This window comes from Myxococcus sp. CA056, from assembly GCF_013336715.1.
In the GTDB taxonomy this organism is placed as follows: Bacteria; Myxococcota; Myxococcia; order Myxococcales; family Myxococcaceae; genus Myxococcus; species Myxococcus llanfairpwllgwyngyllgogerychwyrndrobwllllantysiliogogogochensis.
On sequence record NZ_JABUMT010000014.1, the window covers coordinates 138,920 to 165,904 of the forward strand.

22 protein-coding genes are annotated in these 26,985 nt (G+C 68.5%); 11 read left to right on the forward strand and 11 right to left on the reverse strand.

What is annotated here, in order from left to right; translation table 11 throughout:
• Window positions 1-6 precede the first annotated feature (6 nt).
• The gene (locus HUA76_RS36550; RefSeq protein WP_174463467.1) at window positions 7-858 is read right to left on the reverse strand and encodes a hypothetical protein; all 852 of its coding nucleotides are present in this window, start codon (window positions 856-858) and stop codon (window positions 7-9) included.
• 214 nt (window positions 859-1,072) lie between these two features.
• Between HUA76_RS36550 and gspC the strand changes: the two genes are divergently transcribed.
• Together gspC and HUA76_RS36560 are read left to right on the forward strand one after the other, a co-directional pair.
• A complete protein-coding gene (gspC, locus tag HUA76_RS36555; RefSeq protein ID WP_174463468.1) occupies window positions 1,073-1,942 on the forward strand; it encodes a type II secretion system protein GspC in 870 nt (289 codons plus the stop codon).
• Window positions 1,943-2,097: 155 nt separating this feature from the next.
• Entirely contained in the window at window positions 2,098-3,003 is a 906-nt protein-coding gene (locus HUA76_RS36560) for an NADP-dependent oxidoreductase (RefSeq protein WP_174463469.1), read from the forward strand.
• A 58-nt stretch (window positions 3,004-3,061) separates the two neighbouring features.
• Here the strand turns inward: HUA76_RS36560 and HUA76_RS36565 are convergent, their stop codons facing one another.
• The gene (locus HUA76_RS36565) at window positions 3,062-4,666 is read right to left on the reverse strand and encodes an LVIVD repeat-containing protein (protein WP_174463470.1); all 1,605 of its coding nucleotides are present in this window, start codon (window positions 4,664-4,666) and stop codon (window positions 3,062-3,064) included.
• A gap of 120 nt (window positions 4,667-4,786) precedes the next feature.
• Window positions 4,787-5,530 carry a serine protease gene (locus HUA76_RS36570; protein WP_246137264.1) on the reverse strand — a complete coding sequence of 248 codons (744 nt, stop codon included), beginning with the start codon at window positions 5,528-5,530 and terminating at the stop codon, window positions 4,787-4,789.
• Window positions 5,531-5,756: 226 nt separating this feature from the next.
• Between HUA76_RS36570 and HUA76_RS36575 the strand changes: the two genes are divergently transcribed.
• Window positions 5,757-6,017: a hypothetical protein gene (locus HUA76_RS36575; RefSeq protein WP_141643717.1), complete on the forward strand. Its 261-nt coding sequence runs from the start codon at window positions 5,757-5,759 to the stop codon at window positions 6,015-6,017.
• Window positions 6,018-6,261: 244 nt separating this feature from the next.
• Window positions 6,262-6,804: a hypothetical protein gene (locus tag HUA76_RS36580; protein WP_174463471.1), complete on the forward strand. Its 543-nt coding sequence runs from the start codon at window positions 6,262-6,264 to the stop codon at window positions 6,802-6,804.
• Between the two features lie 177 nt (window positions 6,805-6,981).
• Here the strand turns inward: HUA76_RS36580 and HUA76_RS36585 are convergent, their stop codons facing one another.
• Together HUA76_RS36585 and HUA76_RS36590 are read right to left on the reverse strand one after the other, a co-directional pair.
• The gene (locus HUA76_RS36585; RefSeq protein WP_174463472.1) at window positions 6,982-7,506 is read right to left on the reverse strand and encodes a hypothetical protein; all 525 of its coding nucleotides are present in this window, start codon (window positions 7,504-7,506) and stop codon (window positions 6,982-6,984) included.
• Between the two features lie 77 nt (window positions 7,507-7,583).
• Window positions 7,584-8,321, reverse strand: a complete 738-nt coding sequence (locus HUA76_RS36590; protein WP_174463473.1) for a class I SAM-dependent methyltransferase — start codon at window positions 8,319-8,321, stop codon at window positions 7,584-7,586.
• A 258-nt stretch (window positions 8,322-8,579) separates the two neighbouring features.
• Between HUA76_RS36590 and HUA76_RS36595 the strand changes: the two genes are divergently transcribed.
• Together HUA76_RS36595 and HUA76_RS36600 are read left to right on the forward strand one after the other, a co-directional pair.
• Complete coding sequence (locus HUA76_RS36595; RefSeq protein WP_141643713.1) at window positions 8,580-9,461, forward strand: hypothetical protein; 882 nt, start codon at window positions 8,580-8,582, stop codon at window positions 9,459-9,461.
• A 41-nt stretch (window positions 9,462-9,502) separates the two neighbouring features.
• Entirely contained in the window at window positions 9,503-10,396 is an 894-nt protein-coding gene (locus HUA76_RS36600) for a hypothetical protein (protein ID WP_141643712.1), read from the forward strand.
• Between the two features lie 123 nt (window positions 10,397-10,519).
• Here the strand turns inward: HUA76_RS36600 and HUA76_RS36605 are convergent, their stop codons facing one another.
• Complete coding sequence (locus HUA76_RS36605) at window positions 10,520-10,909, reverse strand: DUF1304 domain-containing protein (protein WP_174463474.1); 390 nt, start codon at window positions 10,907-10,909, stop codon at window positions 10,520-10,522.
• Between the two features lie 91 nt (window positions 10,910-11,000).
• On the opposite strand from HUA76_RS36605, the gene HUA76_RS36610 reads away from it, so the two are divergent.
• The 4 genes from HUA76_RS36610 (at window position 11,001) to HUA76_RS36620 (ending at window position 13,934) form a co-directional block, all read left to right on the forward strand.
• Window positions 11,001-11,597 (forward strand): TetR/AcrR family transcriptional regulator, encoded by a 597-nt coding sequence (locus HUA76_RS36610; RefSeq protein WP_174463475.1) that lies wholly within the window; start codon window positions 11,001-11,003, stop codon window positions 11,595-11,597.
• A gap of 198 nt (window positions 11,598-11,795) precedes the next feature.
• Window positions 11,796-11,879, forward strand: a complete 84-nt coding sequence (locus HUA76_RS46600) for a cittilin family RiPP precursor (RefSeq protein WP_371745755.1) — start codon at window positions 11,796-11,798, stop codon at window positions 11,877-11,879.
• A 119-nt stretch (window positions 11,880-11,998) separates the two neighbouring features.
• Window positions 11,999-13,351 carry a cytochrome P450 gene (locus HUA76_RS36615; protein WP_174463476.1) on the forward strand — a complete coding sequence of 451 codons (1,353 nt, stop codon included), beginning with the start codon at window positions 11,999-12,001 and terminating at the stop codon, window positions 13,349-13,351.
• Window positions 13,335-13,934, forward strand: a complete 600-nt coding sequence (locus HUA76_RS36620) for a class I SAM-dependent methyltransferase (protein ID WP_174463477.1) — start codon at window positions 13,335-13,337, stop codon at window positions 13,932-13,934. Before HUA76_RS36615 ends, HUA76_RS36620 begins: the two co-directional genes overlap by 17 nt.
• A 76-nt stretch (window positions 13,935-14,010) precedes the next feature.
• Here the strand turns inward: HUA76_RS36620 and HUA76_RS36625 are convergent, their stop codons facing one another.
• The 4 genes from HUA76_RS36625 to HUA76_RS36640 all read right to left on the reverse strand — a co-directional run bounded on the left by HUA76_RS36625 (window position 14,011) and on the right by HUA76_RS36640 (window position 18,110).
• Window positions 14,011-14,634 (reverse strand): LysM domain-containing protein, encoded by a 624-nt coding sequence (locus HUA76_RS36625; protein WP_174455797.1) that lies wholly within the window; start codon window positions 14,632-14,634, stop codon window positions 14,011-14,013.
• Window positions 14,635-14,891: 257 nt separating this feature from the next.
• Window positions 14,892-15,647 carry a hypothetical protein gene (locus tag HUA76_RS36630; RefSeq protein WP_174463478.1) on the reverse strand — a complete coding sequence of 252 codons (756 nt, stop codon included), beginning with the start codon at window positions 15,645-15,647 and terminating at the stop codon, window positions 14,892-14,894.
• Between the two features lie 215 nt (window positions 15,648-15,862).
• Window positions 15,863-17,155 (reverse strand): general secretion pathway protein GspE, encoded by a 1,293-nt coding sequence (locus HUA76_RS36635; RefSeq protein ID WP_174463479.1) that lies wholly within the window; start codon window positions 17,153-17,155, stop codon window positions 15,863-15,865.
• A gap of 178 nt (window positions 17,156-17,333) precedes the next feature.
• A complete protein-coding gene (locus HUA76_RS36640; RefSeq protein ID WP_174463480.1) occupies window positions 17,334-18,110 on the reverse strand; it encodes an SDR family NAD(P)-dependent oxidoreductase in 777 nt (258 codons plus the stop codon).
• Between the two features lie 131 nt (window positions 18,111-18,241).
• Here HUA76_RS36640 and HUA76_RS36645 point away from each other — a divergent pair, with 131 nt between their 5' ends.
• The gene (locus HUA76_RS36645; RefSeq protein ID WP_254614715.1) at window positions 18,242-18,655 is read left to right on the forward strand and encodes a helix-turn-helix domain-containing protein; all 414 of its coding nucleotides are present in this window, start codon (window positions 18,242-18,244) and stop codon (window positions 18,653-18,655) included.
• Between the two features lie 49 nt (window positions 18,656-18,704).
• Here the strand turns inward: HUA76_RS36645 and HUA76_RS36650 are convergent, their stop codons facing one another.
• Entirely contained in the window at window positions 18,705-26,984 is an 8,280-nt protein-coding gene (locus HUA76_RS36650; RefSeq protein ID WP_174463482.1) for an Ig-like domain-containing protein, read from the reverse strand.
• Between the last annotated feature and the right edge of the window lies 1 nt (window position 26,985).

Below are 26,985 nucleotides of genomic sequence, written 5' to 3' on the forward strand. Positions count from 1 at the left end.
CCGTGCTCACCGCGCAGTGTCGTCCACCACCGAGGGAGCCGCCGTGGGCTCCGGCGTTGGCACCGCATCCGGCGCCGAGGGAGGCAGCGCGGCCTCCCGCTGAAGGAGCGCCTCGAAGGCATCCACCATGGGGCTGGACGTGGTGCCGTCCACGACGCGCTTCCACTTCCCACCCGGGGCGCGGTGGGAATACCCACCCCAGAGGAGCTTGCCCCGCAGGCCCAGGAAGACCTCGTCGTTGGCGAAGCGCTTGTCGGCTTCCGCCTCCATCATCTCGAGCATCCGGATGCGGTCTCCATCGCTCACCTTCTTCAGGCGAGGGGTCTGCGCGGAGACGACGCGGATGACGTGCTCCTTCACGGAGGCGGAGCTGGCGGAGACCGTCACCGACTGGTGGCCCTGCTCCTCGAACGCGGACTGAATCGTGGTCTCCACTGCCAGGTCCTCGGCCTGGGCCTCGAAGCGCTGGTCGAAACCCTGCCTGCCCGCCTGCTGCTCCTGTTGCTGGGAAGAACCGCTCGAGTCACCGGTGCCGAGAGAGACCACCGCGTTGACCAGGGGAAAGCCCACACAGCAGAACGCCAGCGCGGCCACCGGGAACAGGCCGCCCATCCGGTGCAGCAGCGGCGCCACCGGCACGGGGCCGACCTGTTGCTCCGGCACCTCCGTGTGCAGGTTGCAGCGCCCGCAGATTCGCACGTACTTCGTTCCCAGAGAGAAGAGGGGGAACCAGAAGACGTGAATCACCCGGTAGTGACGCTGCAGCCGCTGGGACGTCTCCTGCTGACAGTCCGGGCAGGGCGCGCGTTGCTCGCCGAGGTCCTGCTGTTTCGGCGAACTTCCAGAGATGATGAACATGCTCGGCTCCGCGAAGAAGAGGGGCGGCTGCTTACATCAGTGCCGACAGCAGCGTCCACCGTGACAGCCTGTCTCGGACACACCTCTGACCCGTGACAATCCAGGCATCCCCGCGAGGCCTCGCCGTGTGTGCCTTTCGCCCGCAGCGCGGTGTCCCCGACTGAGGCCCGGTGTATGCCATTCCCTGGCCCCGTGCTTGCTCTGGCGTGGTTCCATGAGACCTCTGCTCCAGAAGTACTTCTGGCTGGTGAGCTGTTGCTTCCTCCTCGTCGCCGCGTTGATTGCCGCGCGCACTGTCCACCTCGTCACGGAGTTCCAGCTCGCGGTTCCCGTCCCGGGGTTGGACTCGATGCCCGCGAAACCCATCCGGTTCGCCACCACGGAGGCGAGCCTCTTGCTTCGCACCGAGTCGCTGGCTCGTGTGCTCGGCATCAAGGAGAAGCCCTCGCCTGGGCCTCCCGCCCACGGCGGGCTCCGGCGAAGCGCGCGGCGCGCGAAGCTCGTGGGGACGCTGACGTCGCGCGAGCCCTTCTGGTCGCTCGCGTCCGTGGAAGACCTCGACAGCCGGCGCGTGCGCAGCCTCCGCGTGGGAGACGTGCTCCAGGACGCGGAGGTGGTCGTCATCGAACGGGAGCGCATCATCGTCACCCGGGAAGGACAGCAGGAGGTCATCGACGGCGAGGGGCCCGTGGGTCCACCGTCGACGGGGGCTCCGGTGGCCGCGGGCAGCGAGCGTGGGAGCGACATCCGACGCGTGGGCGAGCACACCTACGAGGTGCCTGACAGGTACCTGGACCTCGACCAGTGGACCCAGGGCGCCGCGCTCACGCAGGCGCGCATCGTTCCGTCTTTCAAGGAGGGGAAGCCCCAGGGCTTCAAGCTCCTCGCCGTCCGGCAGGGCTCCGTGTACGAGAAGCTGGGCCTCCAGAATGGCGATGTCATCCAGCGCATCAACGGCGTCGCGCTCGATTCCACGGAGAAGGCGCTGGAGCAGTACATGCTGCTCAAGAAGTTCCGGCACCTGGAACTCGACATCGACCGTGGTGGCCTTCCGCTGCGCAAGGTCTACGACGTGCGACCGTGACACCTGGGGCCCGGTGAACTCGCCACCACGCGCCCGTCCCGTGAAGGGGAGCCAGGGAAGCAGGCGCCCGCGAACGATGGCGCTCCCTCCGTCGGTACTTATCGTTGGTCCGTCGTTGGAGCGCGCTTCGTGCCACTTCATTCCGGGAGACACCCATGAAAGCCGTTGTGCTGAAGGCCTATGGAGACGTGGACAACCTCGTCGTGTCGGAGATGCCCGAGCCGAAGGTGGGGCCGGGAGACGTGAAGGTCCGCGTCACCGCCGCGAGCATCAACCCGGTGGATTGGAAGATTCGCCGAGGCGACATGAGGGAGTACATGCCGCTGACGCTTCCCACCATCCTGGGGCGGGATGTGTCCGGTGAGGTCATCGAGGTGGGGCAAGGCGTGGAGGGCTTCAAGCGCGGCGACCGGGTGATGGGCCTGGTGTCCGCGGGCTATGCGCAGACGGTGGTCGCTCCGTCCGACGTATGGGCCAAGGTGCCTGACTCGCTGGAGCTGAAGGACGCGGCCGCGCTGCCGCTGGTGACGCTGACGGGCGTGCAGCTGATTGAAGAGCAGATGAAGCCTGTCCAGGGAGACACGGTGCTCATCACCGGTGCGCTGGGCGCGGTGGGTCGCGCGGCCCTGTTCGCGGCGAAGGCGCGTGGGGTGAAGGTCTGGGCCGGCGTGCGGGCCCGACAGGTGGACGAGGCGCGGAAGCTCGGCGCGGACGGAGTCGTCGCGCTGGATGATCCGAAGGACGTCGCGAAGCTGCCCACGCTGGACGCCGTGGCGGACACGGTGGGTGGCGAGGCCGTGGCGGCGGTGCTGGACAAGGTGAAGCGCGGCGGACTCGTGGGCAGTGTGGTGGGGGAGCCGAAGGGGGCCAAGGACAAGGGCCTCCAGGTGGTCACCTTCTTCTCGCACCCGGACGGACGCCGGCTCGCGCAGCTTGGCGAGAGCGTGGCCAAGGGAGAGCTGCGCATCCCCATTGGCAAGACATTCCCCATGGACGCCGCGAAGGATGCCCAGAAGCACGCCGAGAAGGGTGGCGCGGGCAAGGTGCTGCTCGTCAACTGAGCCCCAGGAGCGTCAGCCCGGACGTCGCACATGTCCGGGCGTGACGCTCCCTCGGCCCTCACAGCTCGTTGAAGATGAGCAGTCCTCGCGACGAGTCGACGACATACACGTAGCCGTCACCGGGGATGCGAACGCCGAAGGCGCCCTCGAAGATGCTGTCGCCCCGTTGGGGGTCGCTCTCGCGGAAGGTGTGGTGGTGCGCCACCTGTCGGGGCCTGGTGGGATTGGACACGTCCAGCACGCGCAGCCCTTCGTGGTACCACGCCACATAGAGCAGGTTGCCGCGCAGGATGAGGTTGTGCATGGACGTGACGTCGCGCATGCGGAACTCGCCAATCTTCACGATGCGGGAGGGCTCGGTGACGTCCAGCACCCGCACGTGGGAGGCGTTGAATTCGCCCCCTTCGAATGCGATGGTCTTTCCGGCGAAGGTGCCCACCGCGCTGTGGTGCGCGTAGTCGTAGCCAAAGCGCTCGTAGCGGCCCAGGCGGCTCACGTTGTCCAGGTTCGTGACATCCATCACCGAGTAGCCGCCGAAGGAATTGCTGATGTACAGGCGGTTCTCATACGCGAAGGCGTCGTGAGGCCCTCCCAGCTCGGCGTCCTCGGGCAGGGAGATGATGGTGCGCAGGATGGGATTGAGCGGCTCGGTCAGGTCGTAGACATGGGTGCCGGTATTGGGGACCATGGCGTAGAGCCGGTCATTGTCGACGAGCACCGTGTGCGCGCCGAAGTCACCCGTTGGCAGACTCTTCACGAAGGTGGGAAGGGCGGGGTTGGAGATGTCGTAGATGAGCGGCCCCACGTCGTTGCTGGCCACGTAGAGGGCGTCACCCCTGGCCCAGACTCCGTTCCAGGAGTTGTCCTCGGGCAGGCTGATGGACGTCGTGAGGACAGGCCGGGTGGGGTCCCTCACGTCAATGACGGTGAGGCCGCCGGCCTGTCCGCGGTGTGGCAGGGAGACGACGTAGGCGTGGCCCTTGGCGACGTAGATGTCCGCGGGCATTCCCACCGGGACGTGGCGCTCGGCGACCAACTCGAGGTTGCCCGAGGACTCCGGCTCTCCGGTCGACAGCGCGACGCGGTTCGCCTCGAAGGTGCCCTTGAGGGTGAGTCGTCCCCGGCGGCAGTAGGTGAAGCAGCCGGTGATGATGTTGGGCGCGGGCGTCTTGCATCCCACCATGGCGACGGTGAGGTCATTGCGAGTCAGGCCGCCGATGATGGAGAAGCGTCCATCCCCCGTGTCCTTGAGACGGAGAGGCTCGTCGTACATCGTGCCGCCGTCTTCCCGGAGCAGGAAGCCGATGGGGACGCTGCTGATGCGCACGCCGCCATCCTCGTAGTGCCGTTCGCCACGGCCGTCGGACAGGTAGATGCCCTCCTTGGGAATGGCGGAGAGGGCCTGTGCATCGCATTGCGACAGGTCGAATTGCGACAGGTCATCACAGGCGCCTTCCTGCGCGTAGACGGCGCTGGAGGAGCACGGCGAGAGGGGTCCCCGGTCCACCCAGTCTCCGCGCTCCTCGAGCTCGGTGTAGGTGCCATCCCAGACATAGGGGCCCGCGTCAGGGGGAGACGGGGAGGGGGAGTCCTCGCAGCCGGAGAGGCACTGGAGGAGCAGGATGGCCAACGGCGCCCGGAGCAAGCGGAGGGGGACTGTCATGGGGACCTTTCCAGGTGAGCGCCCCGCGAAATTCGCGGGGTCTCCCTTCAGACCATTCCGGGTCCGCGAATCCCTCACCCCCCGCTGGAATACTTGCGCAGTGAGGGGTACCCGCCGCGCTCAGCGGTCGGCGATGTCGGCGGCTTGCAGATGCGGGGACGCTTCGACAATCACTTCCGCCGTCCAGCCCCTGTTGGTGCTGCTGTCTTTCGCGTCGCAGTCGCCGTCGGTGTGGATGCCCAGCACGTGGCCTTGACGGTTGAGCACGCCCGCGCCCGAGCTGCCGACCAGGGTGTCCAGGTCCGAGTAGTAGACAAGCTGGTTGCACGAGTCCACGTACCTGCCCTCGGCGATGACCTTCCGGCGGCCCCGGGGGTGCTGAATGATGGCCAGCCGCTCGCTGGCCCGCGTCGTCAGCTTCAGCGGGGCGACCTGGGGAAGCACATCGAGCTGGATGAGCGCGTAGTCGGGTTCGAGCGCCTGCTCGATGACGGTGCCATCGGTCATCAGCGGGTCGCCGTCGGGCTCGTCCTCGAAGTTGAAGACGACAAACGAACGGTCCCCGAGTCCGACGCAGTGCCCCGCGGTGAGGACCACGGGCCCCGCGAGCGCTTCAATCAACGTTCCGGTACAGCCTCCGTTGATCATGACGACAGCGTCCTCCGCGTCCTGGAGGTCGGCGAACTCTCCCCGGTAGCTGTTGATGGGGGTGAAGTCGAGGCTCGGACCGCACTGCGCGAAGCTGCTCACCTTCGCCGGCGTGGGCTGCTCGCAGACCGCGGGCACCACGGGCGCGGGAGTTCCTCCGCAGGCGGACAGGCCCAGGACCACGCTGCCCGAGAGGCGTGCGCACCACCGCGTCATGAATGGACCCCAGGGCTCACGCATCATCGCCCGGCAACCGCCGCCCTCTGGAACATTGCGTTCTTCCCTCGCGTCTTGATTCGGGTGGACTCTAGGCTTCTTGGAAAGCCATGGAAACATCCGCACGACGTGGCCCCACGGACCCAGGGGCAATCTCCAGCCGGGAGCGGTAATGCGACGTGTCACCCATGCGAGAGAGGCCTGCGCCAGGGCTCTGTCGCGAAACTTGAATGGAGCCCTTGTCGTCGGATGTCTCACCGCGGTGCTGATGGCCTTGCCCGCTCACGCGGATGATGGCGACCTGGATATGTATTCGTATCCGGTGCTCCTGCTCCTCATGCTGGAGGTCTTCTGGCCGGTGTTGTTGGCGGCGGTGGTCGCCGTCGTGGCGGTCTGGCTCCTGTGGCGAGCATTTCGTCGCCGCGCGAACCGGCGTGCTCCGGTGCGTGGGCGAGGTGTCCGTCGCGACGTCCGCCCGTCGAAGTGACAGGGGCTTGAGCAGTCGGCTGCACACCAGGGCGCGCGTTGTGCAGTGGATTGCGCACACGGCGCGCGCGGGGGCGCCCGCGCTCTCCTGGGAGCGCCGTGAAACAGCCGGAGAGGTCCCCGCCTTGCAGCCCGCGACGGCCATGAATGTGCTGACGGCTCGACTCGCGTGGACGTGTTCCCTGTGGCTCTCCTGCTGGGTGCTTCTTCCCGGCGTCTGCCTCGCGCAGACAGGGGAGGGCGCCGTGGACGAACCGCTTCCGGGAATGCAGCCACGCAAGGCCCTCCGCTTGCTCGATGAGCCACCGGCACGAGAGCCCGCGCACCCCGTGGTGCGCCTCCCGTTGGAGGTCGTGGCCATGTCGCTGACCTCCGCGTCCCTGGCATTCACGGGCGCGTATGTCGGGGCCTTGTTTCGCGAGGCGACAGGCGGTCCAACGACGGGGTCGACGGAAGTGATTTACGGCGCCCTCGTAGGAGCCTCGCTGGGGGCCCCGCTGGGCGTCTGGTGGGGAGCGCGCATCGCGGGCGGCAGGGGGACCTTGGAGGGGACCTACCTGGGGACAGGCGTGGCGGCGGCAGCGGGCGTGGTGGCCTCGCTGTTCCTCAAGTACGACGAGGCCCGGGCCGGGGTCATCACCGCCTTCTGTCTGGTGGGCGCCGTCGTGAGCTACGAGGTGTCACACGCCTCGAACGCTCCTGCCCCGCCCGAGCCCGCCGTCAGCCTGGCGCCGTCCCTGACGCTGACGCGCGACCACAAGTTCCTGGGGCTGTCCGGCCGCTTCTGAGCGGATGACCGGCAGGGGCTCCGCTCAATAGAGGTTCTTCTTGGAGGCGAGCGCGCCCGGCCGTCCTCGTCGATGTATCCCATGACGACGAGCAGGGATGTAGGGGGCCGCTTTCCAAGTTGACGACCGCGCGAGGAGTCCCGTCCTGCCCGTGCGGGGCTCCTCGACGCACCCCCGTCAGTGGCTGACTTCGTTCAGCCGGATGCCGTGCTTCTTCGCATAGTCCTTCTGCGCCTGGTCGAGCTCATCCATCAGCGTGGAGATCTCCAGGGCCCGGCGATCCAACTCCGCGCCCAGCGGTTCAATCTGCACGTCGGTGAAGCCATCCGGCAGGGCGGCGATCTGTTGCATCGTCGCGAAGAATGCGATGTGGCTGTTCAGATAGGCAATCAACCGGGCGTGCAACTCGGTGGCATCCTCGGGGATGGGATACTTCTGCGTGGCCGCCAGGTGGCTCGACACCAGCTGGTGGAGCTTGCCCAGCTCTGTCTTGTATCGGCCCAGGTTCTTGCGGCCCTGGATGTCCTTGGAGAACCCCTCGGCGCGCTTGCCGTTCAGCCAGGGCTCCGACGTCGACGTCATGGTGTTCCACATGGAGACGCTCGCATCCATGTACTCCTCGGCGTTCAGCTTGTCGCGCCCTCCAGAGGTACATGCGCCGACGAACAGGGTGAGCAGGGCTGTGAGGCAGAGGCGATTCATGAAGCTCCAGGAGCGGGACGAGGGGGCCGCCACCATCACACCGTGGACACCACTCAGTCGAGGTGTCTTCACGCGGCTCACCGCTCGCAGCGCAGCGCCACCGCGTGCGGGTTATCCAGGTAGTCCTGCCAGAATTCCCGGCCATACCGGGCGATTCCCTCGGGGGAACACTCGGGACGCATCCAGGTGAGGGTGTGAAAGCCCGCATCTCGAAGCGCCTGCTCGTACGTGGCCCGGCTCCAGTAGGAGAAGTGGATGGTGAAGGGCGTCTTCGTGTGCAGCTCCGCGGAGAGCATCTGTCCCTCCCGAGGGGACCCCGGGAAATCCAACATCGTGATGCCATACCGCGTGCTGTTGGGGCCTTTCGCGCTGAACTCGGGGTTGAACGAGTACGTGACGAAGCTGCCCCCGGGTTTCAGGTGGGCATCGATGTTCCGGCACATCCGCAGCATGTGCTCGGGCGAGTGCGCGTAGTGCAGCAGGTAGATGGCCGTCACGACATCGAACGTGCCCAGGGGCGCCAGGTCGGCGACGTCCGACACGTGGTACTCGATGCCCAGGGGGTGTTCGGCTTCCTGTCGCCTCGCGACGCGAATCATCTCCTCGGAGATGTCGACGCCGACCGCCCGGCGGGCGCCTCGCGCCTTGAGCTGCCGCGTGTACAGCCCGTCGCCACAGGCCAGGTCCAGGACGGTTCGTTCGGCCACCGAGCCGAGCGCTTTGAAGAAGGAGTGCCCCTCGATGTACTCCGAGCGCACCGGCAGCACATCCCAGTCCGCGACCTTCTCTCCAATCTCGTCATATTGCGCCGACATGGCCCACGACCTTTCCAGGTGACGTCCGAGCGGCCCTGGCACCCGAGGTGCTGAAGGTGAGCCGGGGCGGTTCGGGCATCGTGTCACCGCACCCCGCATGGCGTCGACGCGGAAAAATCGCGCACGAAGGGGGTAAGGGGAAATCTCCGCGACCTTCGTTGATGAGCCAAGGCCGGAGAACGCACGGCGGACCGCGTGCGCTTCTCCCGTCGTGACAGGCCAACCATCGATACCCCACACGGGGGGGAGAGCAGGACCATGAAGCTCAGGAAGCAAACCAGGCAGTGGACGGGCGCGACCCTCGCGGGGGCGCTGCTCCTGCCCGCGGCGGTGCTGGCGAACGAGACCCATGTCTACGGCATCGCGAACTTCAACGGCGCGGCGAGCGGGCAGTGCGATGCCGACTCGCACTCCGTCCACACCAAGACGGCGGGGGAGTTCGCCGGCTACTTCAACTCGCTGGTGAACGCCGGGCAGTGGACGGACGTCCGCACGCTCAACAACACCAGCGCGCGCACGGACCTCTGGACGGATGCGTCGAAGGGGAGCGCGGCGAACGCGAAGGACACCCAGGCCAACGCGGGCGTGGACGACGCGGATATCCTCTTCGTCCACACGCACGGCGGCCACAGCGAGGCGAACCTCCGCAGTTGGCTGGTGATGGGGAGCAACCTGGACGCGTGCTCGGCCGTCACGGATACCCACATGAGCCTGGGCAACGGGAAGCTGAACATCGCCGTCGTCAAGGCCTGCCAGTCCGGTGACTACCAGGTCTGGAAGCAGGGGGGATACCGCACCGCGCTCGTGACGAACACCAGCGGGTTCACCATGTGGAACGCGTTTCACGGCGACTCGTCGTGCGGCAACCACGTGAAGCGCTACGTGAAGCGCTACGTGGCCGACTCGAAGACGTCTGGCGTGGGCGAGAACTGGATTGACGAGGCGTACGACAGGGACTGGGGCAAGAACAACGACGACTGCCCGGTGTCCATCGTCTTCGGCGACACGAAGGCGAAGCGGGTCGCGATGTTCGAGTCCGGTGGCTGGAAGGACCGTCACAACACCGGCGGCAAGGTCGCCTCCTCCATCTTCTACGTGGGCGGTTGTGACCCCTCCAGCGGCCAGAAGCTTCCGGAATGAACGCCGCCTCCTTCGACCCTGTTCAGAAAGAACGAAACGCCATGAAGACCCCATTCATCCGCTTCTTGACCGCCCTTCCGCTCGCCGCCGCGCTGGGTTGTGACAGCGCCGCCACCGTCGTCGAGCCCGTGGACCCCCAGACGCAGGTCGCGTCCGCGACGACCGTCGGCTTCGTCTTCGACTCCACCCGGATCGCCACGCCGCCCACCGGAGGCATTCCCACCGACCTGCTTCCTCGCACCGCGTTCAACGACGCGGTGCTGCAGGGCGCCCTGGTGGGCTCGACCGAGGCATTCACCACGACGGGGACGCTCGGCTCGCGCCGAGATTTGGAGTCGCGCACCTGGACGCTGGAGAACGACCCGTCCGAGGGGCAGGTCCTGGTGCTGAACAGGCTCGGCAGTGGCCCCGCGGTGCCCCAGGAGCCCGCGGTGATGCAGCGCACCGCCATTGCCCGGCTGCAGCGCTGGGGAATCCCCGCTTCGGAGATCGGGGCGGTGTACCAGGTGAAGTCCTTCCTGGAGACGGAGGAGGACGGCGTCGCCGCGGTGCCGGAGCTCCACCGCTACAAGACCTTCGTGATGCGCGCCATCAACGGCATCCGCGTGGAGGGCCACCGCGCGGTGGTGTCCCACGGCGTGGATGGCACCTTCCAGCGCGCGCTCATCTCCTGGCCGCCCCTGGCCCGGGTGGGCCACCTGCTGCGCACGCGGCTGAGCACGGCGGACATCGAGCAGCGGGCCCGCGAGGCGCTGCTGGCCGAGGGTGAGACCGCGGGCCCCGTGCGGCTCTTCTGGAAGTACGTGCCCACCCAGCTCAGCACGGGCGAGTGGGCGCTGACGCTCCAGGTGGGCGCCGCGATGGAGGCCCTCACCGGGACGACCCACACCGAGGAGTCGCGCGTCGTCGACGTGGACGTCAGCCCGGTGCAGTAGCGCCGCGTTCACGGGAGCCACGGGCCCGGGAGTCCTCGCGAACCTCGCGAAGGCTCCTGGGCCTTCGCTGTTCAACGCACGCGCCTTCGCGCACGACGTCGGCGACGCCCAGGTGCCGTGGCCTCACCCGCGCGAGTGCACCACCACGAGCACGATGGCCAGCAGCGGCAGCGCGCCCTGGACGACGCTGGCCAGGAGGAAGTGGCGGTTGCTTGAGACGAGCACCAGCGCCGCCAGCGCCATGCACGCGCAACCGAACATGACGGCCGCCACACCGGAGGTGACCGCGCCGGTGCGCACCAGCGCCACGCCCACGAGCACGCCCAGTGCGAGGAACAGGTTGTAGAAGCCCTGGTTCAGCGCCATCGGCTTCAGCACGTCCGCCTCCGCCTGCGACTTCAGCCCGAAGCGCTGCCACACCTCCGGCCGCGAGAAGACGATGCTCTCCATGACGAAGAACAGCACGTGGATGAGCGCCGCGATGACCGCGAAGACCTGCGCCAGTAACGACATGATGACTCCCCTCCGGGATTCCGGTATTCTGGACCAATCAGTTCCGAATCCATATTGAAACGTTCGGTCCAGAATTGTCAAGGAGGGTGACGTGGCGCGTACGCGTGCGTTCGACGAGACGGAGGCGGTGCGCAAGGCGCTGGGGGTGTTCTGGTCTCGGGGCTACGAGGCCACGTCGCTTTCGGACCTGGAGACGGCCACGGGGCTGAACCGCTCCAGTCTGTACCAGGCGTTCGAGAGCAAGCGGGCGCTGTTCTCGCGGGCCGTGACGCTGTACCTCCAGGAGGTCATCACGCCCCGGCTGGTTGTCTTCGCCGCGGGCCCGCCGGGCCTGACGCAGGTGGTGACGTACTTCGAGTCGCTCGCGACGACGATGGGCACCGCGCCCCAGGCCCTGACGCGCCGGGGGTGCCTGCTCGTCAACACCGCGACCGAGCTGGCCCCGCATGACGCCGAGGCCCACCGCGCGGTGGAGGACTACCGGGCCCTCTTGCACGGACACCTGACGCGGGCGCTGGAGGCCGCGGCGCGAGCAGGCGCCATTCCCCGGAAGACGGTGGCGCGTCGCGTGGAGCTGCTGGTGGGGTCTGTCATTGGGGTGCTCGTCACCGCGCGACTGGACCCGGTGGCCGCCGCGAAGCTCGCGCGCGCGGCGGCGAGCGAAGTGGAGGGTTGGTCCGAGGGGTAGGGCGTACGGATGTCACCCGGGTGTGACTGAGCAGGGTTTGCCCGCACAGCCTCCGCTCTGGTGACAATGAAAAACAGTGCCTCCTCTATAACCAATCAGACGGGCTTGCCCAGACATCCTGGGCATGCCACATTTTGCCGCGCTGACCCTTTGGGCAGCCAACAGCAACACGCAACCACCTCAAACCGGGAGTTCGCCATGAAGAAGGCCCTCTACTCTTTGGCTGTGCTGATGCGGATTGCTCGCGCGGACAAGCTCTCCGCTCCCTACATCTATTACTAGTCAACAGTCGTCAGGCAATGCGCCCTGACGGTTGGGTCGGATGACCTCGCAGTCGTGGGTGGAGTGAAGGTCCTGCTCCTCCCACGCGACGGCTGTCTTTGAATGCTCCCAGGAATTCCATGCCGCAAGTGCGCCTCCCCCCAGGGCCCAGGGGTCACTTCATCGCAGGCAACCTGGTGGAGTTCTCCGAGGACCCGCTGGGGTTCCTCACCCGCTGCGCCAGGGAGTACGGCGACGTGGTGCGGCTGGGAAAGCGCAACTACCTCCTCAACCATCCCGACCTCATCGAGCGGGTCCTGGTGAATGGAGACGGCAACTTCGTGAAGCTCGCCGGCGTGGGCCAGGGCAGGCGACACAAGGGCGGCTTTCCCGAGGCGATGATGAACAGCGAAGGGGAGGACTGGCTGCGAAAGCGGCGACTCGTCCAGCCCGCGTTCCATCGCAAGCACGTGGCCGCGTGTGGCGACACGGTGGTGTCCCTCACCGAGCAGCGGCTCCAGACGTGGCGTCCCGGGGAAGCGCGCGACGTGCACTCGGACGTGTCCGCGCTGGCGCTCGACATCGTCAGCCGCTTCCTCTTCCACACGCCCATCGACGATGAGGCGAGGCACGTGGCCGCCGCCGTGGACGCCGTCATGCGGCACACCGACAGCCCGCTGCGCCCGCCCATCTGGGTTCCCACGCCGACGAACCTCCGGCTGCGCCGCGCGCTGGGGCGGCTCAACGTGCTGCTGGAGACGCTGGTGCGTCGCTACCGGGAGCAGCCCGCGGAGCGCACGGACCTGCTCGCCCTGCTGCTGTCGTCCCCGGTGCCCCTGTCGGAGGGGCAGCTGCGGGACGAGCTGGCGACGATGATCATGTCCGGGCACGAGACGACGGCGGACGCCCTCGTCTGGGCCTGGTACCTGCTGGCCCAGCACCCCGACGCCGAGGCGCGGCTGGGGAGCGAGCTGGACACGGTGCTCGGGGACCGGCTTCCTGGCGCGGAGGACCTGCCGAGGCTGCGCTACACGGAGGCCGTGGTGAAGGAGGCCATGCGCCTGTACTCCCCGGCCTGGATTACGAGCCGGGAGGCGGTGCGCGACTGCGAGCTGGGTGGGTTCCACGTCCCGTCGGGGACGATGCTGGCGGTGAGTCAGTGGGTGACCCATCGCGACGCGCGCTACTTCGACGCACCCGAGTCCTTCCGTCCCGAGCGCTGGCTCTCCGAGGACGCCCAGCGCATGCACCGGTATGTCTATTTCCCCTTCGGGGGCGGGCCCCGGTTCTGCATCGACTCGGCGCTGGCCATGATGGAGACGGTGCTCATCACCGCCTGTGTGGCGCGGCGCTTCCGGCTGGAGCTGGCTCCGGGCTGTGTGGTGCGACCCCGGCCCGCGCTCGCGCTCCAGCCGCTCGGAGTCCGGCTGATTCCCAGGCCCCGCGCTCGCGGTGGGCAGGAGGGCGAGGTGCGACATGTCGCGGGAGCCTGAGGGGGGCGCGGTCCGGCGTGAGTTCTTCCGCGCGGCCTACGCGCTGGGCGCGCCCTGGGACATCGGCCGCCCCCAGCGGGCCTTCATCGAGTTGTGGGAGGCCGGAGGAATTTCCGGTGAGGTGCTCGAGGTCGGCTGCGGCTTCGCGGAGAACGCCCTCTTCCTGGCGGCCCAGGGCCTGCGAGTGTGCGGAGTGGACCTGATGGAGCCCGCCATCCTCCGGGCTCGCGAGGCGGCCAGGGCCCGAGGGCTCGAGGTGGCGTTTCATGTGGGCAACGCGATGGAGCTGGCCTCGCTGGGCCGGCGCTTCGACACGCTCATCGACTCGGCGCTGCTCCACGTCTTTGAACCCGGGGACCGGCCGGCGTTCGCCGCCAGCCTCGCGAGCGTGCTGCGTCCGGGCGGGCACTACCACGCGCTCTATTTCCGCGATGGTCCGCGCGCGGTGCCCCCGGAGGCCCTGCGTGCGGCCTTCGGCGAAGGCTGGCGCGTGAAGGCCCTCCGGGAGGCGCACTACGAGCAGACGGACCCCGAGGGGGCGCGGGCGTGGCTTGCCACCGTCGAGCGCGTGGCGGACGAGTAGGGCCCCCAGAAATGACGAAGCCCCTGGCCCAACCAGGGGGCCCGGGGCTTCGGGGAACGCCACGATGCGACGGGTGCTACTCGATGGGCATGAAGACCTTGAAGCCCGTGCGACCGCCGTTGGTCGTGTTGCGCTCGATGAAGTCGCTCGCGGAGGAGTGGCCGTCGCCGAGGGTGACCGCAGTGTGGCCGTAGATGCGGCCCAGGTTCGAGGAGGTGCTCTCCCAGGTGAGGACGAGGCCGGGAATCTTCAGCGCCTCCTCCAACGTCATGTCGACCTGCTTGAACTTGTCGCGCGGCAGGTTGTTATCAATCTGGTTGCCGTTGCCCGACACGCCAATGCCCAGGGCGTTGCTGATGGCCCGGCTCACGCCCGTGGCGCAGAGGCCCTGGCTGTTGTAGCCGCCCATGCCCATCGCCGCCGCGCGGGCCGCCTCCGCCAGACGCTGCATCTTGTTCGACGCGTTGCTGGGGCCCACTCCCGTGGGACCGCCCACGTCATTCCCACCGCGGACGCCCTGGTTGTTGCCGCCCGCGTCGAACGTGTCGCGCGTGGAGTGCCCGATGCTCAGGTTGTTGCCCGAGTAGATGAGGTCGGGGTTCGAGATGTTGTTGTCGCGGGCCAGCTTCTCGACAGTGGTGCCGAAGCGGGCCGCCAGGCCGGAGAGGGTGTCGCCAGGACGGATGCGGTAGTTGGACATGGTGGCTCCTTGCGACAATTCTCGGGAGTTCCCGGCCTGAGTTGCGGCGCTGTTCCCAGATTCTTGGGTTGTTTACCAAATTGTAAGATTCCACCCCTGCCGGCAGCCTCAGCCGATGCGGCGCACCTCTTCGGCGCGGCGAAGAAAGTCTCTTTGAATTCAGGGGGTTGGAGGGGAACAGGGCCTTGGGGGAACAAAAAAGGCCCTGCCGGTGGGCAGGGCCTTCTTTTCAGCGCCCTGAACAGGGGTGCGGCGAGCTACTCGGAGTAGTCGTACTGGGCCACGAGGTGCCAGGCGCGGTTGTACTTGCGCCACCGGGTGAACCAGCCGCTGTGGCAGCTCCCCGTGTTGCTGGCGGAGTAGCCGTAGACGAAGCCGTTCTTGACGAGGGCCACGAGCTGAGGCGAGCCGGGGTTCTCGCAGGGCTGGGTGACGCGGACGGACTGGTAGGCGGCCTCGGCGTAGACCTCTTCCTGGCCCTCGAAGTCATAGAGGGAGTGGACGTCCACGGAGGTGGCGGTGCCGAGCTGGGTGGCCTGCTGGGTGTCGCTCAGCGTGAGGAAGGTCTGCAGGTTGGCGAGGGTCGCGGCCTCGGAGGTGAGTGTGCCCGTGAGACGGTGCACGGCGCCATTCGTGTCGGAGAGCGCGGCGCGGATGGCGGTGATGCCGGCCGAGCCCTGGTAGACGGACGTATCACCCCAGGTGAAGCTGAGGGCCGTACCCGCGGTGTATGCGCTGAGCGCGCAGGAGCCGCCGGCGCCGGCGGGTACGACGAGGATGATCTTGCGGAGGCGGTGCTCGGGGTTCAGGAGCGCGATGCACTCGTTGCCGGCGACGCCGTCGTAGTTGCCGGCCGGACGCATGGCCTCGACGACGTTGTAGACGCGGAACGTGGGATCCGTGGCCTGTTGCTCGACGCTCTCGAGGTTCTCAGTGTCCGTCTCGGGGCCTAGACAGCCAGCAGCGAGAGATGCGGCGAGGAGGAGGGATGACAGTCGGAGTGGGATGTGCATGGCCGTGGAAGATAACACGCCCGATTTGAATGTTATCCGAACATTTCTGTGACATGTCGGGTTGCGCCCTACCCGAGCCATCCTCGAATGGTGTGTTCAATCCCTATCCGATTCCCACCATCAGGCTCGGCGGGTACCAGGTTGCCACCCCACCCACACAGCGCTGGTGGCCCAGCAGTACTCCTGACCCGCTGAATTCGTTCGCTCCAGGTCCCTCAGCGTCGCGCCTTCTTCTGTCCCGCGTTGGTGGCATCGGCCAGAAGGCACATCACCGAGTACAGGTTCATCGTGTAGAGGTTGTTCTCCGGCGCCAGGTCCGATGCCTTCTGGAACAGGGCCGTGGCGCGCTCGTAGTCGCGGTGGTGGTTCAGGACGATCATCCCCAGTCGGTTGTAGAGCGGCGCGGGTGATGGCAGCAGGCCGATGCCTCGCTCCAGCAGCTCGACAGCCTCGGCCCACCGGCCTTCCTGTTCCATCCGGATGACGCGCTGGAGCACATCCTCGTTCGCGTCCTCCGCGCGAGGCGCCGGCTCTCGAGTCACTGGCGGCGGAGGTGGTGCGGCCACTGCCTCCGACGGAGCCTCCCGGGCGGAGGCTGCTCGCGACGTCGGGGGCGGTATCTCGTAGAGCCTGGTGACTCCGCGTTCCTCCAGTGACGCGAAGAGCGCGCGCAGTTCCACCTCCGCGAGCTGGGTGATGAGCGACAGGTCCGCCAGGGAGGTGTGGCCGTCCACCAGCGACAGCACGTACGCCTCGAAGGGGCTGAGCCTCAGGTTCGCGACCTTCAGCCCTCCCACGATGAACGGCCGTGCATTGGCTCCTCCCGTGGGTGCATCGAACGACGAGGTGCGCGTGGCCTCCGCCTGGGGGGCCTGGGGCGTCCCGGAGGTTCCGCTCCGCTCGGGCTGTGTCAGCAGCGCGCGCACCAGCGACACGTTGTCGCGAGGAGGCAGGTCCTCGACGTGGCGCACCAGCAGCAGCTCGCAGCGCGGGCACTGGAAGTCCTTGGGGAGCGTCGGCGCGCCGCAGTGGGGACAGGCGTCGTCTTCCGGTGGGTGCTCGAAGGCGTCCGCGACCGCGTAGTAGTGCTTGCGGATGGCCGCTCTGATGGACCTGCGAATCGCGACGAAGGGCAGCACCTGTGTGACGCCCACCGTGCGAGCAATCTCGTCCAGCGCTCGCTGCCGCTGGGGCTCCGCGATGGCGACACAGAGCACCCCCGGGTCCAGCCGCAGCGGCATGAAGTCGAAGCCCTCCGCCAGCCGCACCGGAACCCGCTCCAGCAGCGCGGGGCCGAGCTTCGCCTGGGCCAGCTTCTCCGTGGAGACGAAGCGCGTCTGGAGCTCCCGTGCCAGCAGGCGGAGCACCGGCGTTTCGTCCACGCCCAGCCGGACCAGGCACTCACCCAGCTTCTGGCCCGTCTCCTGCTGATGGGCGAGCGCCCTGGACAGCAGCTCCGGCGTCAGCACGCCCTCCAGCACCAGCCGCTCCCCGAATCTCCGCGTCATGCGCTGATTCAAGGCTGTGTCCCGCCTCCCCGTCCACTGGAAGCAGGCGCGCTCGGGTTCCTGGGCGCGATAAGTGGACGGAAAGGCGAGGGGGCAAGTGAATCATGACTCACCCTTCAGCTTCACGCGCGCGCCTCCGTGTTTTCGTGTGCTGATGGGGTGGAGGCAGCCTCGCCGACTAGAGGCGATATCCGCCGGTGACCTCGACGCGCTGGCCGGTCATCCACCCGGTCTCGGGTGCGAGCAGCATCGCGATGACGCCCGCGACGTCTTCGGGTTCGCCGACGCGCCCGAGCGGAGTCTCGGCCGCGACCGTCTTCTGGAGTTCGGGGTCGCGCATGACGCCACCTCCGAAGTCCGTGGCGATTCCGCCAGGCGCCACGACGTTCACCGTGATGCGGCGCGCGCCAAGCTCCACCGCGAGCGCTCGGGTGAGCACCTCGATGGCCCCCTTGACCGCGGCGTAGGTCGAGAAGCCGGGGTACACGTAGCGCGCGAGTCCCGTCGACATGTTGATGATGCGCCCGCCGTCGGAGATCAGCGGCAGCAGCTTCTGCGTCAGGAAGAACGGCCCCTTGAAGTGCACCGCGACGAGCTCGTCGAAGGTGGCCTCGGACGTCTCGATGAACGGCGAGTAGCCGCCGATGCCGGCGTTGTTGACGAGGGCGTCGAAGCGTTCACGAGACCATGTCTGCTTCAGCGCCTCGCGGACTTCGGCGGTGAACGCCTCGAAGGTCCCCGTCTTGCCGACGTCGAGATGAAGCGCGACGGCGTTGCGTCCCTTGGCGCGGATGGCGGTGACGACGTCGTTCGCCTCGTCGTGGCCTGTCCGGTAGGTGACGATGACATCCATTCCCCGGTCCGCGAGGGCCAGCGCCGTGCTTCGGCCGAGGCCTCGGCTTCCTCCGGTGATGAGGGCAATGGGAGCGGTGGAGCGCTTCGTGCCAACGGACATGGAGATTCCTTTCAGGAGTCGCGTGATTTCTGGCACGGATTGTCCATACGCTCCCTCCTGGCAACTACAGACCTTTTCACCCTCTACGGACGTCTTCGTTCCATAGGAACCCAGAGGTAACCATGCCCATCATGAAGGAGCTCCCGCTGGTGCCCGCGGAGCGCGCGCTGAAGGTGATTGGGGGCCGCTGGAAGGTCTTCGTCCTGTACTTCCTCTTCGAGGGTCCCCAGCGGCTCTCCGAACTTCGGCGCGTAATTTCTGGCGTGAGTCAGAAGGTCCTGGTGCAGCAGCTCCGGGAGATGGAGGCGCACGGGGTCGTTCGCCGCGAGGTGTTCGCCGAGGTACCGCCGCGTGTCGTCTATTCGGCCACCGCGCTCGGGCTCAGCCTGCGGCCGATAGTGGGGGCGCTCTGTGACTGGGGCCGTCTCCATGCTGACGAACTCCGCGCCCTCGACGAGCCGGTGCCACCCGCGACCAGCCGCGCGCGCAAGGCGGGCACACCTGCTCGCCCGAGTGGGGACGAGCGGCCGCGCCTCCGCGGATGACCTGCTCGAAATGTGTCGAGCAGGTCACCCGTCAGCGCCAGGGTGATGCTCAGCGGGCCTGGGCGTCCTGGGTGCGCCGTTCGCCGGCGCGGTGAAGCCGGCTCAGCAACGGCAGCGCGAGGAGCAGCAGCGCGAGCGGAGCGAAGGTGCCCGTGCCGCCCGTGCTGCAGCCACGGCCCGCGATGAGGAAGTCATCGTTGCCGTCCAGCGGGTTCGAGCCGCCGGAGACTTCCTCGCCGTCGCTGGCCCCACCAAGGTCGGTGTCCGCGTTGTTCGGGTCCGTCTCGCCGTTGCCGAAGACGCCGTCGTGGTTGGCATCCTCCACACCATCCGCCAGGCCGTCGCCATCCGTGTCGGCGTTGAGCGGGTCGGTGGGGTTGCTGCCCTTCACCTCCACGCCGTCGCTCAGGCCGTCCCCATCTGTGTCGGGGATGTTCGGGTCCGTCTCCGTGTCATCGACGCGGCCGTTGTGGTCGGCATCCTCTTCGCCGTCACTCAACCCGTCACCGTCCGTGTCCGGGGTCTTCGGGTCGGTGGTGGTGCTCGGGTCCGTGTCGGGGCGGAAATGGGGTGAGTGACGGTCCGTGTCCGCCGGCGCGCTCTCCCGCGTCACGCCCATCTCCGTGCCGTCCATGAGCCCGTCGTTGTCGCTGTCCGGGTCCAGTGCGTCGATGAGGCCGTCACCATCCGTGTCGGCGAGTCCATCCAGGCCATCCGGCACGCCGTCGGAGTCGGTGTCCGCGTTGCGTGGGTCCAGGCCCCGTTCGATTTCCGTCGCGTCGTCGATGCCGTCAAGGTCGGAGTCAAGGTCGTCCTCGGGCCGCAGGGGATTCGTCTCGCGCGAGTCGACCCGGCCGTTGTGGTTGGCGTCCTCGATGCCATCGCGCACGCTGCCGCCATCCGTGTCGGGGTTGAGCGGGTCCGTCACCGTCGTCGGGTCCGTGTCCGGCGTGAAGCGCGTCAGGTCGGTGCCCGTGCCCTGGGGCTCGGTGAGGCCCAGCTCCAGGCCGTCCGCGAGCAGGTCGCCGTCGGTGTCCGTCTTCTTCGGGTCCGTCTCGCCCGCGTCGACGACGCCGTCGTGGTTGGCGTCCTCGTTGCCATCCAGCAGGCCGTCATCATCCGTGTCGTCGTCGAGCGGGTCCGTCCCAGCGACCTTCACCTCGATGCCGTCTGGCAGGCCGTCGCTGTCCGTGTCCGCGTCGTTCGGGTCGGTGCCCAGCACGAGCTCCTCCGCGTCCGTCAGTCCGTCGCCATCCGCGTCGGCGGTGACCACCCAGGCGTAGGTGGCCGGCGTGTCGTCCACGTTGCCCGCCGCGTCCACGGCGCGCACGTTCAACGTGTGCGCCCCCAGCGCCAGGTCCGTGAAGTGGACCGGGTCCGTGCATGGCACGTAGGCCGCTCCGTCCAGGCCACACTCGTAGGTGACGGCCGCCTCGTTGGAGTCGAGGTCGAACACCGCCAGGGCAGGGGCCTCCGTGAGTGGAGGGCCGCTCGCGATGAAGGTGTCTGGCGCCAGGGTGTCCACCGTCCACGTGAAGGACGCCGGCGTCGGGTCCACGTTGTCATCCTCGTCCCGGGCCCGGACCTTCAGCGTGTGCTCGCCGTCGGTCAGGCCGAGCAGTTCCACCGGGTTCGTGCAGGCCGCGAAGGTCGCGCCGTCCAGGCTGCACTCGTACGTCACCGGGGGCTCATCCGAGCCGAATCCGAACGTGGCCGCTTCCTGGCGTGTCAGCGCGGGAGGCGTCTGGGTGAAGCTTGTCTCTGGCGGCTGCGCGTCCACGTTGAACGTGTGCGTCACCACGGTGCTGGTGTTGCCCGCGGCGTCCGTCGCCGTGACGGAGACCGTGTGCGTGCCGTCGGCGAGCGGCGAGCCACCCGGGAGCGTCCACACTCCCGAGCTGCCCACGACGAAGGAGTCGAGGGTGATGCCGTCCGCCACCACCGTCACCGCGCTGCCTGCCTCCGCCGTGCCGGAGTACGTCACCGTCGCGGTGTCCAGCACCGCGCCCTGGGCAGGGAAGGTGATGGCGACCGCAGGAGCCTCGGTGTCCACCGTCCATGTGTGTGTGGCCGGCGAAGCGTCCCGATTGCCCGCCGCATCCACCGCGCGGACCGCCAGCGTGTGCTCGCCGTCCGCGAGGGGGCCGGCCTCATCCTGGACAGTGCACGGCGCGAAGGCCGCGCTGTCCAGGCTGCACTCATAGGTCACCGAGGCCTCGTTCGACGAGAAGACGAAGGCAGCGAGCACTTCGTTCGTCAGGGCCTCCGGGCTGCTGTCGATGGCGGTGTCCGGCGCCGTGGTGTCCACCGTGAAGGTGACGCTCGTCGCGGCGCTGGTGTTGCCCGCGGCATCCGTCGCCGTGACGACGGCGGTGTACGTGTCATCCGCCAGCGTGAAGGGGAGCGTGAAGGTCCAGTGGCCACTGGAGTCCACGGGGATGGGGCCGTGGGTCGTGCCTCCCACCGTCACGAGCACCGTCTCCGCGCCGACGGCCGAGCCGGTGAGCGTCACGGTGCCATCCGCGAGAACGGCGCTCGGGGCAGGCGCGGTGATGACCGGGGCATTCGGAGGCGTCAGGTCCACCGTCCACGTGTGCAAGGCAGGCGAGCCGTCGACATTGCCCGCCGCATCCACGGCGCGGACCGTCAGCGTGTGCTCGCCCTCCGTGAAGCCCTCGAAGGTGACCGGGCTGGTGCACGCCGCATAGGTCGCGCCGTCCACGCTGCACTCGAAAGTGGAGTCGGGCTCGCTGGAGGCGAACTCGAACGTCGCCGAGGACTCGTCGGTGAGGAGCGCGGGGCCCGAGGTGACGAGGGTGTCCGGCTCCGTCGTGTCCACTCGCCAGGCGTACTCGGCCGGCGTCGGGTCCACGTTGCCCACGGCGTCCACGGCGCGCACGAGCAGCAGGTGGTCGCCATCCACGAGGCCGGTCTGCTCCAGCGGAGAGTCACACGTCGCGAAGGCGGCACCGTCCAGGCTGCACTGATAGCCCACCGCGCCACCCTCGGAGCGCAGCTCGAATGAGGCCGACGTTTCGCGCGTGAGCCGCGCTGGACCGGAGTCGATGAACGTCTCGGGCCCCGTCAGGTCGATGAAGAACCCATGGGACGTCGCACCAGAGCTGTTGCCTGCGGCGTCCACGCCGGTGGCGGAGACGGTGACGGGGCCTTCGGGCTGCTCCACCGGAAGGGCGAAGGTCCAGTCGCCGGCTCCATTCACGGGGATGGGGCCATACGTGGCGGTCCCCACCTCAAGGTAGACGTGGCTGTTGGGCTCACCCGTGCCCACGAGGGTCGGCGTCGCGGTGCCCACCACGGTGCCTCTCGCGGGCGAGACGACGGTGGGCGACACGGGCGCCGTCTGGTCCACCGTCCATGCGTAGGTCGCGGGCGTAGCGTCGGCGGTCCCCAGGCCGTTGACCGCGCGCACCGCCAGGGTGTGGCTTCCTTCCGCCAGTCCGCTGAACGCCACCGGGCTGGTGCAGTCCGTGAAGGCCGCGCCGTCCAGGCCGCACTCGAAGCGGATGCCGCCGTTCTCCATGCGCAGCACGAAGGCGGCGGACGTCTCGCGAGTGAAGGTCAGCGGACCGGAGTCGATGAAGGTCTCCGGCGCGGACAGGTCGATGGCGAAGTCGTGTGACGTCTCCTCGCTGGTGTTGCCCGCGGAGTCTGTCGCGGTGGCCTCCACGGTGTGAGGGCCTTCCGCCAGGGTGTCCGGGCTGAGGAGGCTCCAGTGGCCGTCGATGTCCGCCGTCACGGTGCCCACCACGTCGCCGTCCACCACCACCGTGACCTGGGCGAAGGGCTCGGCGGTGCCTTCGAAGACAGGCGTCGCGGTGGCGATGGTGGCGCCGCTGGCGGGTGCGTTGATGACGGGGGCTTCCGGCGCCTCGGTGTCCACGGTGAAGCTCGTGGGCGCGCTGGCATCGCTCTCGTTGCCCGCGGCGTCCGTGGCCGTGGCCGTCGCGGTGTGCGGTCCCTGGCCCAGCGGGGTGGCCGGGGTGAAGGTCCATTCTCCCTGCGCGTTCACGGGAGCCGTGCCCAGCACGGAGCCATCCACCGTCACCGTCACCAGGGTTCCCGGCTGCGCGGTGCCGGAGATGGCGGGCTGCCGCGTGGGCACCACGACACCATTGGCGGGCACATCGATTTCGGGCGCATCCGGCGCGGTGGTGTCCACCGTCCATGCATGGGTCGCGGGCGTCGGGTCCACATTGCCGGCCGCATCACGAGCGCGCACGGCCAGCGTGTGGCTGCCCTGGGCCAGTCCCTGGAACGTCTCGGGATGAGCGCAGGCGGTGAACGCCGGCCCGTCCAGCGCGCATTCGTAGGTCACCGGGTCCGTGTCACTTCCGAAGCCGAACGTGGCGGAGGTGGTGTTGGTGATGGAGGCTGGCTGGCTCGTCAGGATGGTGTCGGGCGGCGTGGTGTCCACCGTCCAGGTCCGGGTGGCGGGCGTCGCGTCCGTGTTGCCCGCGCCGTCGCGAGCGCGGACCGCCAGGGTGTGGCTTCCGTCCGTCAGGGACCCGAAGCTCGCGGGGTTCGCACATGTGGCGAAGGTCGCACTGTCGAGCGAGCACTCGTACGTCACGCCTGACTCCGAGGCATTGAACGAGAACGTCGCGTCGGCGCTGTTCGTCAGCGCGGACGGGCCGGTGACGATGGTGGTGTCCGGAGCGGACGTGTCGATGCTCCACGCATACGTCGCGGGCGACGCATCCACGTTGCCCACGGCGTCGCGGGCGCGGACCGCCAGGGTGTGAGGGCCGTCCTGGAGCCCGGGGAAGGGCTTTGGAGTGGCGCAGGTGGTGAAGGTCGCGCCGTCGAGCGAGCACTCATAGGTCACCTGCGTCTCATTGGAGCTGAAGCCGAAGGTGGCCGTCGCGGAGCTGGCCACGGGCGCCGGGGTGCTGGTGAAGGATGTCTCGGGGGGCGTGGTGTCCACCGTCCACGTGCGGGTGGCCGGCGTCGGGTCCATGTTGCCGGCGTCATCCACCGCGCGCACCGCGAAGGTGTGAGCGCCATCCACGAGGTCCGTGTGTGTCACGGGGCTCGTGCAGGAGACGAAGGTCGCACCATCGAGCGAGCACTCGAACCTCGCCGGGCTCTCGGTGGAGGCGAGGGAGAACATCGCACTGGTTGCCGCCGTCGTCCCCGTGGGGCCGCCAGAGAGGGTGGTGTCCGGCGGGGACGTGTCGATGGTCCACGTGTACGTCGCGGGCGTTGGGTCCACGTTGCCCGCGGAGTCCACCGCGCGGACCTGCAGCGTGTGGCTGCCTTGCGCCAGTGCCGGGAAGGCCTGCGGGTTGGTGCAGGGAGTGAACAGCACCTCCCCATCCAGCCGACACTCGAACGCCACGCTGCTCTCGTTGGAGTTGAACTCGAAGGCAGCCATCGCCGAATTGGAAGAGGGCGGCGGGGTGCTGGTGAAGGACGTCTCCGGAGCCACCGTGTCCACCGTCCAGGTCCGGGTCGCGGGAGTGGCATCGAGGTTCCCCGTGGCGTCACGGGCGCGCACCGCCAGGGTGTGGCTGCCCTGGGAGAGGGTGTCGTAGGTCGCGGGCGTCGAGCAGTCGGTGAAGCTCGCGCCATCGAGGGCGCACTCGAACGTCACCGGCGTCTCGCTGGACGTGAAGGTGAACGTCGCGCTGGTGGAGTTCGTCGTCCCCGACGGACCGGTGACGATGGTGGTGTCCGGCGCCACCGTGTCCACGCTCCACGAGCGGGTGGCCGGCGTCGGGTCCACGTTGCCCGCTGTGTCGCGAGCGCGAACCGCCAGCGTGTGATTGCCCTGGGAGAGGGTGTTGTACGTCGCGGGCGTCGAGCAGGAGGTGAAGGTCGCCCCGTCGAGGCTGCACTCGTAGGCAACGGAGCCTTCGGTGGAGCTGAATGCAAAGGTGGCGCTGGCGGAGTTCGTTGCACCGGACGGTCCGCTGACGAGGGTGGTGTCCGGCGCCACCGTGTCCACGGTCCACGTCCGGCTGGCGGGTGAGGAGTCCGCGTTGCTCGCGCCGTCCACCGCACGCACCAGCAAGGTGTGGCTGCCCTGTGACAGGCCGGCGAACGTCGCGGGGCTCGGGCAGGACGCGAAGGTCGCGCCGTCGAGCGCGCACTCGTACGTCACCGACGTCTCGTTGGAGCCGAAGGTGAACGTGGTGCTGGCGGAGTTCGTCAGTCCGGACGGGCCGCTGACGATGGTGGTGTCCGGCGCGACGGTGTCCACGCTCCACGCGCGGGTGGCCGGCGTCGGGTCCATGTTGCCCACCGCGTCCACGGCGCGCACCACCAGGGTGTGATTGCCCTGGGACAGGGAACCGAAGGTCGCTGGCGAGACACAGGGCGCGAAGGCCGCTCCATCCAGGCTGCACGCGTAGGTGACGGGGCTCTCGTTGGAGGCGAAGGTGAAGGTCGCGCTGTTGGAGGCCACCGCGCCCGTGGGCCCGGTGACGATGCTCGTGTCAGGGGCGAGGGTGTCGATGGTGAAGTCCACATGGGTGGGCGGACTGACGTTGCCTGCCGGGTCGCTGGCCGTCACCGTGGCGGTGTGGGCGCCCTCGGGGAGCGCGATGCTGGTGCAGGACCAGGCGCCCGTGCTCGCATGGGCGGGGGCGGTGCAGACGACGACGCCGTCGACCACCACGCTGACGGTGCTGCCCGGCTCGGCCGTACCGGAGAAGACGGGCGTGCTCGTCGCCACGGTGCTTCCATTCGCCGGTGCCGTCACCACGGGCGCCTCCGGGACGGACACGGTGATGGTCGTCGGACCGGTGGTGTTCGAAGAGGGGGAGCTGGTGGCGGAGCTGGCGAGAGCGCCTCGCTCGCCCGCGGCGGTGAGGGTGGCCTGGTTGGCGATGACTCCGGAGGCCGAGGCCTTCACCACGGCGCGGAAGCGGACGGTGGTGCTCTGTTGGAGCTGCAGGGTGCCCCCCAGCGTGGCCGTCGCGCCGGTGCCGAGCCGGACCGTGATGACGCCCGCCGCGCTGACCTCACCCACGTCGTCGCCCGGGGCGTCCGTCAGCACGCCCGCGTTGGGGCCGGAGACAATCCGCAGCGAGCCCGGCTGGAAGGTGAGCTGGGCGGGCAGCGGGTCCGTGAAGACGGTCTCGATGCTGACGTCGTCGCCCGTGTTGGTGGTGACGATGCTGTATTCGATGACGTCGCCTCCGCGCAGCGAGCCATCCGCGCGCGGGTTCACCGCCGTCGCGGTCTTGTAGGTGTTGGTGAAGTCCGGCCGGAGCGTGGCGATGGACGTCGCGAACGCGCCGAGGATGTACGAGTCACCCGTGGACGTGGCGGTGAGCGACATGGACGTGGCGCCCCCCGTGACGCGGTGGGTGATGTCCACCACGTCCATGTCCACCCCCGACATGCTCGCCTGCGCGCCCGTCGGGCGGGGCAGGTCATTGGCATGCGTGGAGGGCGTGCCGAGCACGGAGCGCGTGCCGTTGAAGAAGTTGTTCGCGGGGTTGGCGGCGTCGGAGATGCTCACGCCATTGACGAGGAACTGGTCGCCCGTGCGCGTGGCGTCACCCTCGAAGGCCAGCACACCCAGCTTGGCATCGAAGCCGGACGGCGGGACGGTGAAGCCCGACAGCGTCACCGTCTGGGGGTTGCCGCTGCTGACGTAATCGATGCCATCGAAGAGCGCCAGGTTGCGAATGGGCGAGTCGGGGTGCCGGTAGAAGACCACCAGCGCCCACGCGCTGAACGGGTCCATGCTGTTGAGGTTGGCGAGCGGCACGGCGTCGACGCCGCTCACCTCGTAGACGCCCGTGCCGTGGGCGGCGACCAGGCTGGTGACGTCCGCGGAGGACTCGTAGATGTAGCGATTGCTCGGGGCGTAGCTGTGCGCGACGTCCGCCGTCAGTTGCTGCGTGAAGACCCCGGGGCGGCTGAACTCCGCGGTGGTGTCCGGGGTCCGCTGCGACGTGGTGGTGGACAGGTGCGCGGCCCAGTACAGCCGCGCATACGTCACGATGGCGCCGGTGGGGATGCTGAGCGCGGCGCGGCTCCGGGCATTGGTGGGGCTCACCGAGGTGTTCGCGGTCGCCACGCCTGATTGGAGGGTCCAGTAGACGTCCACCGCGTCATCCGAGGTGTTCGACCCACAGCTTCCCACCGTCCCCACCAGCGGCGCCGGCACACCGGAGGCGCAGTCGTGGGCGAGCGTGTTGCCCACCATCAGGAGGTCGCCGCGCTGGTTCGCCGTGTGGCGCAGGATGGGGGCCGCCGCGCCCTGACTCGAGGACACCATCCACAACAGGGGGAGCAGCCACTGCAGACGCAAGATGGCGCGACTGCTGGCCCGGCGAGGAGACGTGGAGGACATG